The sequence below is a fragment of the Phyllobacterium ifriqiyense genome (genome assembly GCF_030817885.1).
In the GTDB taxonomy this organism is placed as follows: domain Bacteria; phylum Pseudomonadota; class Alphaproteobacteria; order Rhizobiales; family Rhizobiaceae; genus Phyllobacterium; species Phyllobacterium ifriqiyense.
The window spans coordinates 149,162-162,259 of sequence record NZ_JAUSZT010000001.1 but is presented as its reverse complement, the minus strand read 5'-3'; the positions used below and the strand labels follow the sequence as shown (position 1 = coordinate 162,259).

10 protein-coding genes are annotated in these 13,098 nt (G+C 52.7%); 2 read left to right on the top strand and 8 right to left on the bottom strand.

Annotated elements, in window-relative coordinates; translation table 11 throughout:
• Positions 1-72 precede the first annotated feature (72 nt).
• Positions 73-1,248 carry an aminotransferase gene (locus QFZ34_RS00720; RefSeq protein WP_307275979.1) on the top strand — a complete coding sequence of 392 codons (1,176 nt, stop codon included), beginning with the start codon at positions 73-75 and terminating at the stop codon, positions 1,246-1,248.
• Here the strand turns inward: QFZ34_RS00720 and ggt are convergent.
• From ggt to QFZ34_RS00690, 6 genes are all read right to left on the bottom strand, one after another.
• The gene (ggt, locus tag QFZ34_RS00715; protein ID WP_307275976.1) at positions 1,245-2,975 is read right to left on the bottom strand and encodes a gamma-glutamyltransferase; all 1,731 of its coding nucleotides are present in this window, start codon (positions 2,973-2,975) and stop codon (positions 1,245-1,247) included. The genes QFZ34_RS00720 and ggt overlap by 4 nt on opposite strands.
• A gap of 107 nt (positions 2,976-3,082) precedes the next feature.
• Positions 3,083-3,814, bottom strand: coding sequence for a glutathione S-transferase (locus QFZ34_RS00710; protein ID WP_307275520.1), 732 nt, complete (start codon positions 3,812-3,814; stop codon positions 3,083-3,085).
• Positions 3,815-3,873: 59 nt separating this feature from the next.
• Positions 3,874-4,842 (bottom strand): ABC transporter permease, encoded by a 969-nt coding sequence (locus tag QFZ34_RS00705; RefSeq protein ID WP_115053385.1) that lies wholly within the window; start codon positions 4,840-4,842, stop codon positions 3,874-3,876.
• Between the two features lie 2 nt (positions 4,843-4,844).
• Complete coding sequence (locus QFZ34_RS00700) at positions 4,845-6,365, bottom strand: sugar ABC transporter ATP-binding protein (RefSeq protein WP_307275972.1); 1,521 nt, start codon at positions 6,363-6,365, stop codon at positions 4,845-4,847.
• A 93-nt stretch (positions 6,366-6,458) separates the two neighbouring features.
• On the bottom strand, positions 6,459-7,388 hold the full coding sequence (locus tag QFZ34_RS00695; protein WP_307275967.1) for an ABC transporter substrate-binding protein: 930 nt from the start codon (positions 7,386-7,388) through the stop codon (positions 6,459-6,461).
• 142 nt (positions 7,389-7,530) lie between these two features.
• Positions 7,531-8,517 (bottom strand): aldo/keto reductase, encoded by a 987-nt coding sequence (locus QFZ34_RS00690; RefSeq protein WP_307275516.1) that lies wholly within the window; start codon positions 8,515-8,517, stop codon positions 7,531-7,533.
• Between the two features lie 122 nt (positions 8,518-8,639).
• Between QFZ34_RS00690 and QFZ34_RS00685 the strand changes: the two genes are divergently transcribed.
• A complete protein-coding gene (locus tag QFZ34_RS00685; protein ID WP_115053388.1) occupies positions 8,640-9,545 on the top strand; it encodes a GntR family transcriptional regulator in 906 nt (301 codons plus the stop codon).
• Here the strand turns inward: QFZ34_RS00685 and QFZ34_RS00680 are convergent, their stop codons facing one another.
• Both QFZ34_RS00680 and QFZ34_RS00675 read right to left on the bottom strand, forming a co-directional pair.
• A complete protein-coding gene (locus QFZ34_RS00680; protein WP_307275513.1) occupies positions 9,546-11,852 on the bottom strand; it encodes a Tex family protein in 2,307 nt (768 codons plus the stop codon).
• A 78-nt stretch (positions 11,853-11,930) separates the two neighbouring features.
• Positions 11,931-13,070 carry a Gfo/Idh/MocA family protein gene (locus QFZ34_RS00675; protein WP_307275510.1) on the bottom strand — a complete coding sequence of 380 codons (1,140 nt, stop codon included), beginning with the start codon at positions 13,068-13,070 and terminating at the stop codon, positions 11,931-11,933.
• Positions 13,071-13,098 lie beyond the last annotated feature (28 nt).

Here is a 13,098-nt window from a genome sequence, read left to right as displayed (position 1 = left end):
TCACAGATGACTTCAATCCGATTGGCTATTAAGACCTTGCTGGACGTGGAAGAAGCGATACAGGAACGAATGATGACTGCTGCAATGCTCAATACCCTTGTAACCCGCCTATCGCCGCCGCCGATACCGGCAGTTCAAGCCTGGGGAAAGTCCTATGATGGCAGCCAGGGTTCGCTGATTGATTTATCGCAAGCTGTCCCGGGCTATCCGGCGCATGAGAAGATGCTGCAATGGCTTGGCGAAGCCGCATCCTCATTGGCTTACACCAATTACGGTCCCATCGAGGGCGAAACAATATTACGCGAGGCCTATGCCGCTCATGTGTCCGAGATCTATGACGCAAAAATCAGTGCCGACAATATTCATATCACGTCGGGCTGCAATCAGGCCTTTGTCTGTGCTTCCATGGTTGCCGCTTCTGCAGGCCATACCATTCTTGTGACCGATCCATTTTATTTCAATCACGAGACGACTTTGGCGATGCTTGGCATCAAAACAGGCAAAGTGAATTGCACTGCGTCGGAGGGTTTTGTTCCCACTATCGACGCCATCCAGATGGCGATGACGCCGGATGTTCGTGCACTTGCTCTTGTAACGCCGAACAATCCGACGGGAGCGATTTATCCTGCCGACAGGCTGCAGGTGATCTTTGATTTTTGCAGGGACGCTGGCATTTGGCTCATTCTTGACGAGACCTATCGGGATTTTTTGCCAGATGGCGCCGGTGCCCCGCATGGCTTGTTTGCTACAGCAGATTGGCAGGAAAATCTGATCGAGCTCTACAGTTTTTCCAAATCCTTTTGCATCCCCGGACATAGGCTGGGCGCAATAGTGGCAGGTGGGGCAGTGGTCGAGCAAATTGCCAAAATCATGGATAATTTACAGATATGTCCGCCCCGAGCCCCACAAGCTGCTCTCGCTCGCGCCTTGCCTGCATTGACGGAATGGCGCGCAGGAAACCGTCTGGAAATTGAAGTGCGGGCAAAAGCTCTTCGCGACGTGATGGCCGAGCTGGACGGATGGGCACTGGAATCGATAGGCGCCTATTTCGCATTTGTCAGGCACCCATTCGATGGCATGGCGTCAGAGATGGTGGCAGAACAATTGGCAAAACGTGCTGGAATCCTCGCCATTCCAGGAGAGTATTTTGGCGAAAGGCAAACCCCATTTCTGCGGTTTGCCTTCGCCAATGCCGATGCCCAAACCATCCGCGAGCTGCGGGGAAGGTTGGCTGGATTTGGGCTCTAGTAGCCGCGCGCTGAACCCGAACCGGAACGGCTGTCCATGGCCCCATTATATCGGGCGCCACCGCCCTTGGTAATTTCACCAAGGCTCTTGCCGCCGACAAGAATGCCTGCAGCCTGTCCCCAAATGGTCCAGTCCTGATCGATTCCGACATTATGACCCATTTCCGTCAGAATTTTCATCGTATCGCCGGAAAGCGCGTAGGGTTCCATATAGACACGATCAGGCAGCCACTGGTGATGAATGCGCGGTGCATCTATTGCCTCTTGTATGTCCATCCCGTGATCAATCACATTGATGATCGCTTCGAGCGTAATAGTGATAATGCGCGCGCCGCCGGGACTGCCAATGACCATAAAGGGCTTGCCATCCTTGGAGATGATTGTCGGACTCATTGAAGAAAGAGGCGTCTTCTTCGGTTGAATCGCATTGGCTTCGCCCTGCACCAACCCGTAAAGATTTGGAACGCCGGGCTTAGAGGTGAAATCGTCCATTTCATTGTTAAGCAATATGCCAGTGCCAGCAGCAACAACACCTGCGCCGAATGAACCGTTCAGGGTATAAGTCACGGCAACGGCGTTGCCCTCATCATCGACAATCGAATAATGCGTCGTCTCTGTGCTTTCGCCGAATCCCTTTGGTGTCAGCTCTTTCGACACGCCGGCTTTATAGGGGCTGATCTTGTCACGGATATCTTTGGCGTATTTTTTATCCAACAGTTTGGAGACGGGATTATCGACAAAATCAGGGTCACCAAGCGATGCGTTGCGATCCACATAGGCGTAGCGCATTGCTTCTATCATGGCATGAACCGTTTCGGCGGAACCGTAACCCAGATAACCAAGAGGGTAGTTTTCAAGGATATTCAGTATCTCGCAGATGATGACACCACCTGAACTCGGCGGCGGCGAAGAGACAATATCATAACCGCGATAATTGCATTTCACAGGTTCAAGCTCGCGAACCTTGTACTGTTCAAAATCAGCCTTGGCCAAAACGCCGCCACCGGCCCCGCTCGCTTTGACAATGGCATCTGCAATGGGACCTTTGTAGAATGCATCGGAGCCTTTATCGGAAATCGCTGCAAGCGTTGCGGCTAAATCAGCTTGAACCAATGTTTCGCCGATCGCATAAGGCTTCGCGTCCGCCTTCAGGAATATTGCAGCCGCGGCCGGATCGGTGGATAGTTTCTTGGTGCCATTTTGTAGCGATGCGATGTCACCTTGGTCGAGCACAAAGCCATCGCGAGCAAAGCGTATAGCTGGCCCGATAAGTTCCTCGCGCGATTTCGTACCATATTTCTCCCGGGCCATTTCAAAGCCGGCGACAGATCCGGGCACGCCCACAGCCAGATAGCCATTTGTGCTTCGACCTTTGACGATGTTGCCCTGATCGTCGAGATACATGGTCTTGGTTGCTGCAAGCGGAGCCCGTTCACGGAAGTCGAGGAAAGTGGTCTTCCCATCCTTCAGACGGATCGTCATAAAGCCACCGCCGCCAATATTACCGGCGGTTGGATAAACCACAGCCAGAGCATACCCGACTGCGACTGCGGCATCGACAGCGTTTCCGCCGCTCTTGAGGACTTCGACACCGACTTCGGATGCAAGGTGCTGAGCTGTGACCACCATTCCATGTTCTGCTGCAACAGGATCCGGCGATGCGGCATAAATCTGCGTCACAGGTGCAAGAGCCAGCCCGAGCGCTGTGACAAAGACTCCTGCCTTCATGAAACGAGTATCCATGACTTCCTCCTATGATTTGAGTGAAGTCAGTGGAGCCTCTTCAGCGGATCAAGTCCAGCGTAAATTGGAAGGCAATTATAAATATAGCGCCCTTATGCGCTCTGATCGAGCTCCGGGTAATGTCTGAAAATGCCGGATGTATTGAAGTCGAGGCGACGTTCCGAACGGAGATAAGCCTTGATATTGGGCCGATTGCCGACCGTGTCATGCAAAGCCTGTAAAGCCGGATAATCTTTGGCCAGATTTGCCGTGGCTCTGGGGAAAGCATAACGAAGTCCCTCGAAAATCTGGAACAGGGAAATATCGACATAGCTCAGTGATTTGCCGATCGTGTGAGCCTTGCCATCAGGATTCCGGTGCAGAACCCGCTCGAAGTAATCCAGGAATTTGGGCATGCGATGTTCGATAAAGTCTTTGGAGCGCAGTTTGGCTGCCTCTTTCTGATCTTCATAATATTGCGTTGTGGCGATGGGATGGTGCGTATCATGCACCTCCGCGACAAAGTCCGTTATGGTTAACTGCAATCCATTTGCGAATATACGCTGGTTTTCATCGCTGGGGGCGAGGTTGAGTTTAGGCCCGAGATAAAACAGGATATTCGCGACATGCGATATAATCATGTCGCCATCTTTCAGAAAAGGTGGCGCAAAGGGCAGGTGGCGTTCACTCTTGCTTTTGAGCACCTTCATCATCGCGTCAATGCCCCGCTCGGGACCATCCTCGCGCGCGATGTCGATATAATCGGCTCCCGCGTCCTCCAGCGCGAGCCGTATAAATTCACCTCGTCCTTGTAACCCGTCCCAATAATATAGCTCGTAGGGCATAAGCGTCTCCTGCTGCTTCCGTTTTTCCATTTGAGCATGGGAATGTGGCAGAGAGCGACTTATTTCCTCCGGCGGCGCAACTGGTCAAAATAGACGATCACTATGATCAGCACGCCTGTGATAACCCGTTGCCAGAACGAATTGACGTTGAGGAGATTGGCGCCGTTGTTAATGGTGGCAAGGATGAAGGCTCCAAGCAATGGACCTTGAACAGATCCTACAGCTCCAAAAAGACTCGTGCCGCCGATGACGGATGAGGCAATGGCTTGCAGCTCCCAGCCTTCCGCCTGCGTAGGGTTGCCAACTCCGATGCGCGTAGCAAGCAGAATGCCGACGAAGGAAGCGCAAACGGCTGACAGAGTATAAGCGAGGTAGATGGTGCGATTGACGTTTACGCCGGAGAGACGGGAAGCTTCGGCGTTTGACCCAACTGAAAAGAGATATCTGCCCCAACGCGTGTGCTGAAGCAGAATATAGGCAGGGATACCCACGAGGATAACCATCCAAAACAGGTTTGGAACTCCCAGAAAATCATTTCGCGAGAAGTTTGTGAACTCGTCATTATTGATGGAAATGGTTGCACCATTGGTAATCAAAAGACCGATTCCGCGAAGCGATGTGAGTGTTGCCAGAGTGATGATGAAGGGTGGCAATCCCATCTTTACAATACCGAAACCATGGAAGAGCCCGATGCCAAGACCAATGCCAAGGGTAATGAGCACGGCTGCCCAGATTGGAAATCCATTGGCCAGAAGCAATGCCACAATTGTGCTGGCAAAGCCCGCGATTGCGCCAACAGATAGATCTATCCCGCCGGTGATGATGACAAAGGTCTGACCCACTGCGAGGATCGCAATCATGGCGCCTTGGCGCAGCAAATTGGCAATGTTGTTTGTCGTCCAGAAGGTCGTGGTTGACAGGCCGAGGATGAGCCATAGAACAAGCAGGAGAGCGAGTAATGTCAGCCCGAAGAGGATGTTGTACCGCTTCTTGGGTGAAATAACTGGTTCCTTGGTATCAACACTCATGATCAGGACTCTCCGGATAAAATTGGGTTGGCCGGGGCCGAACCAAGCGCTTTTGTTAGAATATCTTCATGGCTGGCGGATTTGAATTGATGGGATGCAACCATCTCGCCGCGCCGGAAAACATGAAGTTTATCAGCCAGTTCATAGACTTCCGGCAAATATGAAGAAATCAGGATGATCCCGGCTCCTTGCGATAGCAACGCCGAGAAAAGGCGATAAATCTCAGCCTTGGTGCCGACATCGACACCGACCGTGGGTTCGTCAAAGATGAAGAGCTTTGCACCGTGATTAAGCCATTTGCCAATGACGATCTTTTGCTGATTGCCGCCTGAAAGGCTTGCAGCACTTGCACTGCGTGTCGATGTCTTGATGCGCAGGTCGGCGATTTGGCGATCCGCCTGGGCTGACTCCTTGCTCTTTGATATAATTCCGCCACGGCTAAGTTTCGGATAAACCGGCAGGTTGAGATTCAGGCTTACAGGAAGTGACAGGCAAAGCCCCTGATCCCTGCGGCTTTCCGGGGCGAGCGCGATGCCGAGCTTGATCGCATCCTTCTCGCGGCGAATATCGACCTCCTCGCCTTTCCACAAAATTGAGCCGGAGGACTTTGGATGCCGACCAAAGACAGTGGTGACAAACTCGCTGCGCCCCGCGCCGATCAATCCATAGAGACCGACAATTTCGCCTTCCCGAACAGTCAGCGATATATTTTCGAAGCCTTTGCCGGAGAGATTTCGGGTTTCCAGGATGGATTTGCCGAACTCGAAACTATCCTTGTGATAAATCTGCTCGATGGAGCGATTGATCATCATGGCAATCAGTTCGTTTTCATTGGTGTCGGCGATGTCTCGCGTACCTACCAAGGTTCCGTCCCGTAATACCGACACCCGGTCGGCAAGTTCAAAGACTTCTTCCATCCGGTGGCTGATATAAACAATGGTTACGCCATTTGCCTGCATGCGCCGGATGAGGGCAAAAAGCTGCATACCCTCTTTTCGTGTCAGATAGGCAGTAGGCTCATCAAATATGAGAAAACGCGCGCCCCTTGTCGCCGCACGTGCCGTTGCAATCAATTGCTGCTGACCGATTGTCAAATCACTGAGCGTGGCATGTGCGGGAAGGTCAAAGCCGAGATCGTCAAGAATCTTCTGTGCGTCCCGCACCATGTTTCGATGTCTAAGCAACCCGAAACGCAGATGTTCTTCACCCAGAAAAATATTGGCGGCAACGCTGAGATGCGGACAAAGAACAACTTCCTGGTGCACGGCATTAATGCCATGCTTGATAGCTTCGATAGGCGTGCCCAATGCCACGGGTTCGCCGCGCCAGTAAACATCGCCGCCCGTGCGCGGAATGACGCCGGTTAAAAGCTTTATGAGGGTTGATTTGCCTGCGCCATTTTCGCCAACAATGGCATGTATTTCACCGGCCTTAAAAGCTAGGTCGGTCGGTTTCAGGGCATGGGTACCAAAATACTGCTTTTCCAGCCCTTTAAGTTCAAGGATAGGTGAATCGGCCGCCATGATCGCAGCGGTTGCATGTGTTCCGTTGCCGGACTGTGATGCAAAGTTCTGAGTTTCCATGGCAGCCTCTTCGATTGGAGAGCAGAATTCCGATTAATCAAGCTTCGGATTCAGCAGCTCCTGCGCGCGTGGCTCGCTCATGTTCGCCTTGGTGATCAGATTGGCACCCGTGTCGACATTGGCTTCGACTTTCTCGCCCTTTGAAGCAGCGAGCGCAGTTTTTACGCCGTCATAACCCATGCGAAATGGATCCTGGACTACCAGAGCGTAAAGCACGCCATCGCTGAGGAATTTCACCAGCTTTTCGTCACTGTCAAAGGCGATGACCTTGATCTTGTCCTGGGCCTTGTTTTCGGCAATCGCCTGGCCTGCGCCCTGACCCATGATCAGGTTGGATGCAAAAATTCCACGTAGTTCAGGATTGGCGGTGATCAAGTCGGTTGTGATATTCAGGCCTGTTGTTGCCTGACCATCTGCAACCTTATCTGCTACCAGCTTGAGCCCTGGATATTTTGCCGCCAATTGCTCTTTAAAGCCCTTGGCCCGTTGATCCAGCGAACCAACGCCGGGAAGCGCGGTGATGATTGCAACATCGCCTTCTGCCTTGCCGTATTTTTCAGTGATTGCAGCAGCCAGACCATCTGCAGCGACACGGCCACCTTCAACATTGTCAGTCGTCAGGAACGATGTGAAAGCCTTGGAGTCCGCAGCAGAGTCGATCCCGATGATCTTTACCGATTTTGCTGCCTCGTCAATCGGCTTGCCAAGTGCTTTAAACTCTGTTGGCGAAATCACAATTGCTGCCGGTGAGCCGGAAACTGCATTCTCCAAAATGGATATCTGGCCATTAATATCCGACTCAGCCTGCGCTCCGAGTTCTGGAACTTTAACGCCGAGATCTTTGCCAGCTTTGCGTGCTCCGGCCAGAACGATCTGCCAATAAAAGGACGTCGTGTCTTTAACGATGATAGGAATGGTGACGTCCTGCGCCCGCACAGGTGCTACACCCATCATGCCCGCCATGATCGCAACGCTGGTTACGCCAAGCACGGTTCTACGATTTATGCTTTTTCCAAAAAGTATCATTTCAGGTTCCTCTCCAAGCGCCTTTCTTGTTTAATTGTCGTTAGGGCTGTGGCGCACTCAACCCCGCTTTGTAGCCATTCTACTTGATTGTGAACTGTTCCACTTCAGCAAAAAATGCTTCGGGTATCGTCACATTCAAAAGATCCATGTTTCTGGTCAGACTAGCAGCTTTGGCGGTTCCGATAAGAACATTCGCAACGACAGTCTCACGCAGAGGAAATTGCATCGCGGCAGCAGCGAGCGGGATGGAATGAGATTTGGCAACGGCCTCCATGGACCGGACACGACTCAAAATATCTTCCGACGCTGGCCCATAATCAAAATTGGCTCCCGGCACCGGCCCTGTTGCCAATATGCCGGAATTGAACACGCCCCCAATGACCAGGGAAATCTTCTTCTTGCGGCATTCTTCCAGCAATCCACGTTCCGCCGAACGATCCAGAAGCGAGTAGCGTCCGGCCAAAAGGATGCAGTCTATATCGCTTTGTGCGATCACATCCATGCACACCTCAACCTCATTTACCCCAAGGCCGTAAGCGGAAATTGCGCCTGACGATTTCAGCTCTTGCAATGCCCTCATGCCGCCATCCAGAAGTTGCTTCTGATAGACCGCATTCTTTTCAGGACCGTGGGTATATGCGCCGATGTCATGCACATAGAGAATATCTATGCGGTTCAGCCCAAGACGGGCAAAGCTGAACTCGAAAGACCGCATGATACCGTCATAGCTATAATCATAGTCGACGGCGAAGGGCAGGGGATTTACGTAGGAATGGTCCGGGATTTGGTTGTCGGGCACTGGCCTGAGCAAACGTCCAACTTTCGTTGAAAGCACATAGCTTTCGCGTGGTTTCGAGCGCAGGAAATCACCCGTGCGGCGCTCCGAAAGACCAAAGCCGTAAAATGGTGCGGTATCGAAGTAGCGCATACCCGCATCCCATGCCGTTTGCAGTGCTGCAATGGCATCGTCGCGGGGGCATTCTCTATACAAGCCACCTATCGCCGCGCCCCCAAATCCAAATTGGGTTAAGGCCAGCGGCGTTGCACCTATTGTACGAATTTCCAAGCGTTCCTCCCAGACACGCAAAGTCTATATTGTCTTTTATCGACAAAAAACCTTTGCAGTCAATCGTTCTTGTGCCTAAATAATTTAGGGAACGCTTGTTTTGGCAAGCGGGGAGGGGCGGGATGTCAAAACAGAATACGGTTTTCAAGGAAGGCTACAATAGATGTCTTCATCTGTTGCGCGATGTGGAAACTGTGCCATCCGAATCCGAGCTTGGCGCAAAACTGGGCATAAGTCGAACAACCGTGCGGGCTATCCTTAAAAAGCTGGCGGAGTCCGGCCTGGTTGAAATGGAAAAGCCGGGCAAGGCCGTGCTGCGTAAACCCAGGCCCAAAGATTACTTCCCCGAGGATCAAACGGATTCCCTTTCCGAAATTATCGAACGTAGTTTCATGAAAAGGATTCTTGCCGGTGGCGCGCAGCCGGGCATGCAAATTAATGAACTCGAGCTTGCACGTGACATTGGGGTAGGCACATCGAGCGTTCGCGAGTTTCTCATACGCTTCAGTCGATTTGGGCTGATCGAAAAACGCAAGAACAGCCATTGGATATTGAAAGGCTTTACGCGGGCCTTTGCGCTGGAACTATTTGAAGTTCGTGAAGTGTTCGAGCTCAGGTCGGCAGTTGCATTTACCAAGCTGCCAGATGATCATCCGGCGCGAGGAAAACTTGATGATCTGGAACTTGAGCACCGAACGCTTCTAAGCGAAATTGATAGCCGGTATACCGAATTTTCCGAACTCGATGAGCGTTTTCACAGGTTGATCCATTCGGCTTCTCACAACCGCTTTGTGGATGATTTCTACGATATTATCGCGATTGTTTTCCACTACCATTATCAGTGGAACAAATTGCACGCGCAGCAGCGCAACACCCGCGCTCTTGAAGAACATTTAGATTATATTGATGCTCTTCGCTCCCGAGACCAGTCCAGGGTCAACAAAGCGTGCCGCGCCCATTTGAAGTCCGCGCGCGACACATTGCTTCAATCCATAATGCCGAAGGAAAGGGAGCAGGAGCCGGGATAATTATTTTTTGCGCATAGCATCTGCCAATGCCGCACCGAAAGCGCCCTGCGATGCAGGGATTTGCGGCTTGGGCGATGGTTTGCGGAGCTGAGAAGCATTGTCCGATGAATGTGGCTTTCTGGGACCTTCATTGCCGCCGCCATCTTTGCGCATCGTCAGGCTGATGCGATTGCGTTTGGGATCGACATCGACAACGCGGACTTTGACCACATCCCCCGCTTTGACGATCTCGTGGGCATCCTTGACAAACCTATCGGCCAATTGGGAAAGGTGCACGAGGCCGTCCTGATGGACGCCAATATCGACAAAAGCGCCGAATGCGGCGACGTTGGTCACTGTCCCTTCGAGCAACATGCCGGGCTTCAAGTCTTTGATGTTGTCAATGCCATCAGCAAAAGCAGCCGTCTTGAACTCCGGTCGGGGATCGCGACCGGGTTTTTCCAGCTCAGCAATAATATCGCGAATGGTGGGCAGACCAAAGCGCTCATCAACGAAGACCCGCGGATCAAGCGCTTTCAAAGCGGTACTGTCATTCATCAATGAGCGCACATCCCTCCCGCAGGCGCTGACGATTTTCTTTGCTACTCCATAAGCTTCCGGATGAACGGCAGATGCATCAAGCGGCTCGCTGCCGTCGCTGATACGCAAAAATCCGGCGCATTGCTCAAAAGCCCGGGGTCCGAGCCGCGCAACTTTTAGAAGTTCGCGGCGGGTTTTAAACGGACCGGTTTGATCGCGGTGAGCGATAATAGCTTCCGCGAGCGACGCGCCCAAACCGGAAATACGCGCCAGCAATGATGCTGATGCAGTATTGAGATCGACACCGACAGCATTGACGGCATCTTCGACGACGCCTTCGAGCGACCGCGCGAGGCGATATTGGTCAACATCGTGTTGATACTGTCCAACACCAATGGATTTCGGCTCGATCTTGACCAGTTCGGCGAGTGGATCTTGCAGGCGCCGGGCGATGGATACGGCGCCGCGTAACGAAACGTCCAGCGTGGGAAACTCGGCAGCGGCGGTGGCGGAGGCTGAATAAACGGAAGCGCCAGCCTCGCTGACAATGACCTTCAACGGCTTTGGTGCAGGCATGTCACCGAGCATATCGGCGACGAGTTTTTCGGTTTCGCGACTGCCTGTTCCATTGCCAATGGCGATGAGTTCGACCTTGTGCTTCGTGACCAGTCTCGCCAGTTCGGCTTGCGTGCCTCTCACATCATTGCGCGGCGGAAACGGGTAGACGGTCGTCGTATCGAGAAGCTTCCCCGTGCCATCAATGACTGCAACCTTTACGCCCGTGCGAATGCCAGGGTCGAGACCCATTGTTGCCCGCGACCCTGCCGGCGCTGCCAGCAGCAGATCCTTGAGGTTTCGGGCAAATACGCGAATTGCTTCTTCTTCGGAACGCTCGCGCAAGGCCGTCATCAGATCGACGGAGAGGTTGAGAGAAAGCCTGATGCGCCATGTCCAGCGCACGACATCCATCAGCCATGTGTCTGCTGCACCATTTCCTGAAATCGAATAGGCTTCGGCAATCATCCGCTCCACGGGCTTGATTGCTGACGTATCATCGGCATCAATCTCGATATCGAGGGAAAGCACCTCTTCATTGCGACCGCGCAACATGGCAAGTGCGCGATGGCTGGGCGTGGTTGCCCAACGTTCGAAATGATTGAAGTAGTCAGAAAACTTTGCGCCAGCCTCTTGCTTGCCGTCCACAACCTTCGCACGCAGTACTGCTCTATCTTTCATGTAATTGCGCAAGCGACCGATAAGGTCGGCATTTTCGGAAAACTTCTCGACAAGAATATCGCGTGCGCCATCAAGAGCGGCTTTAACATCAGCAACGTCCGAGGTGAGGAAGTTCTTCGCGATTTCCAGCGGAATTGTCCGTCGATCAGATATGATGGCTTCCGCCAAAGGCCCAAGACCTCTCTCGCGGGCAATCTCTGCCTTTGTTCGCCGCTTGGGCTTATATGGCAGATAGATATCTTCCAGTTCGGCTTTGGTGATCGCTGCGGTGATCTTGCCTTCCAGCTCCGGTGTAAGCTTTCCCTGACTTTGGATTTCGTTGATGATCGTGTCACGACGCGCTTCCAGTTCGCGCAGGTAGATCAACCGCTCGTCGAGGGTACGCAACTGTGTATCGTCAAGTCCGCCGGTCACTTCCTTACGATAGCGTGCAATGAAAGGAACCGTAGCTCCGCCGTCCAGCAGCTCTATCGCGGCATTTACCTGATCAGGACGCGCATTGATTTCGGCCGCGATAAGACGGGGGATGCTGGCAGTATTGGTAACAGTCACGTTGTATCCATAAAATCATGATCGGGCGACCAACATAGTGGCGCCCGACCATGACCGCAATCGCTTGGGAGCGATGGTTTATTGCTTTTTCAACAGCGATTTGGCTTCCTTGATGCCCAATGCTTCAGGACGCGAACAGCTTGTTTTGATATCGATAAATTTCTTTTCCTCACCCGATCTGAGGATCGAAACCATGACGTCGACACCATGCAGTGCGCGCTCCAGCGAACAGCGGATGTCCCGGTCTTCGAGGATTGCCACGGCCATATCGGCAAGACCTGCGGTGCGATAATTCGCCATCATTCCTTGGGAGTGTTTCTGATTGGGCGTACCCAGAGGATGAGCCCAAGCCTTGACCGCCTTGGCTTTCTTGCCCGGCTTTGCAAGTTTTACCTCGCCGCCGAAGAAGTTCGGATCTGGGAGGAACAACGACCCATCCGTGCCATAAAGTTCCATATTGGGGTGGTTATGCGCCCAAACATCCCAGCTTGCCGACAAGGTAATGGATGCGCCGCTTTCGAATTCAAGCAATGCCTGAATTGTCGTCGGTGTTGTTACGTCGATTTTTTCGCCAGCGCGCGGTGCGCTTGAGATCGTGCGCGTCGGACTGGCCATTGACGTGAGTGCAGCAACACGACGTACCGGTCCTATAAGATTGATGAGGTTGGCGATGTAGTATGGACCCAGATCGAGAATCGGCCCGCCACCCGGGCGGAAGAAAAAGTCGGGGTTTGGATGCCAATGCTCCATTCCATGACTCATGACATGGGCCGTCCCGGAAGTTATCGTGCCCACTTGTCCGTCGTCCACCAGTTTACGCGCAAGCTGATGCGCGCCGCCGAGAAACGTATCGGGAGCGCACCCGGCTTTGAGGTTTTTCCTGGCGGCAAGTTTTTGAAGCTCCAATCCGTCGTTCAATGAAAGCGTCAAAGGTTTCTCTGAATAGAGATGCTTGCCTGCCGACAATATTTGCTTGGATACGTCAAAATGCGCGTCGGGAATGGTCAGGTTTACGACGAGATCAATATCTTCGCTTTCAAGCAATCCATCGATGCTCCGTGCCTCGACGCCAAATTCGGAAGCCCGGGCCGTTGCTGCTGCTTCGTTGATGTCGGCAACAGCGCGAATTTCGATGCCTTTGAACAGGGGGGCCAATTTGAGATATGCCGCAGAAATATTCCCCGAACCGATAATGCCGACGCCTAGTGTTTTGGCCATTTTCTTGGTCTTTCTTCCTGGTGCCTAA

What these genes read in the sequence shown, in the direction of transcription:
- QFZ34_RS00720 (WP_307275979.1), top strand. Translation starts at nt 73, where the DNA reads ATGACTGCTGCAATGCTCAATACCCTTGTAACCCGCCTATCGCCGCCG.
- ggt (WP_307275976.1), bottom strand. Translation starts at nt 2,975, where the DNA reads ATGAAGGCAGGAGTCTTTGTCACAGCGCTCGGGCTGGCTCTTGCACCT.
- QFZ34_RS00710 (WP_307275520.1), bottom strand. Translation starts at nt 3,814, where the DNA reads ATGCCCTACGAGCTATATTATTGGGACGGGTTACAAGGACGAGGTGAA.
- QFZ34_RS00705 (WP_115053385.1), bottom strand. Translation starts at nt 4,842, where the DNA reads ATGAGTGTTGATACCAAGGAACCAGTTATTTCACCCAAGAAGCGGTAC.
- QFZ34_RS00700 (WP_307275972.1), bottom strand. Translation starts at nt 6,365, where the DNA reads ATGGCGGCCGATTCACCTATCCTTGAACTTAAAGGGCTGGAAAAGCAG.
- QFZ34_RS00695 (WP_307275967.1), bottom strand. Translation starts at nt 7,388, where the DNA reads ATGGCGGGCATGATGGGTGTAGCACCTGTGCGGGCGCAGGACGTCACC.
- QFZ34_RS00685 (WP_115053388.1), top strand. Translation starts at nt 8,640, where the DNA reads ATGTCAAAACAGAATACGGTTTTCAAGGAAGGCTACAATAGATGTCTT.
- QFZ34_RS00675 (WP_307275510.1), bottom strand. Translation starts at nt 13,070, where the DNA reads ATGGCCAAAACACTAGGCGTCGGCATTATCGGTTCGGGGAATATTTCT.